This window comes from Ligilactobacillus acidipiscis DSM 15836 (assembly GCF_001435755.1).
In the GTDB taxonomy this organism is placed as follows: domain Bacteria; phylum Bacillota; class Bacilli; order Lactobacillales; family Lactobacillaceae; genus Ligilactobacillus; species Ligilactobacillus acidipiscis.
The window spans coordinates 1-346 of record NZ_AZFI01000394.1 but is presented as its reverse complement, the minus strand read 5'-3'; the positions used below and the strand labels follow the sequence as shown (position 1 = coordinate 346).

Sequence of the window (346 nt, the reverse complement as noted above, 5' to 3'; positions counted from 1 at the left end):
ATACTGCGGCACTTGATCCTAAGACCAGTGCCGGTTTAATGGAGCAAACCAGCAAAACAGTGGCTTCACAAAAACTGACATGCCTGATGATCACCCACCACATGGAAGATGCTTTGAAGTACGGCAACCGCTTGCTAGTGCTGCATGACGGACAGATCACATTAGATGTCAGAAATGCCGAGAAAGCCCGTCTTACCAAGGAACAGATCATGCAATTATTTGTAGATTAATTTTTTAAAAACACTAATTCTTTTACAAATATGTTTTCTTTCGTTACTATGAAATCGTACACAAATGATTCAAGAAAGGAAGCGATATTCCTGAATTATTCATACTTTTTGTCTTA

The 346-nt window shown here is 38.7% G+C and carries 1 pseudogene; it reads left to right on the top strand.

Annotated elements, in window-relative coordinates:
• Window positions 1–230 (top strand): annotated as a pseudogene (locus tag FC65_RS12105) (ABC transporter ATP-binding protein); the annotation flags it as partial.
• Window positions 231–346: the final 116 nt, after the last annotated feature.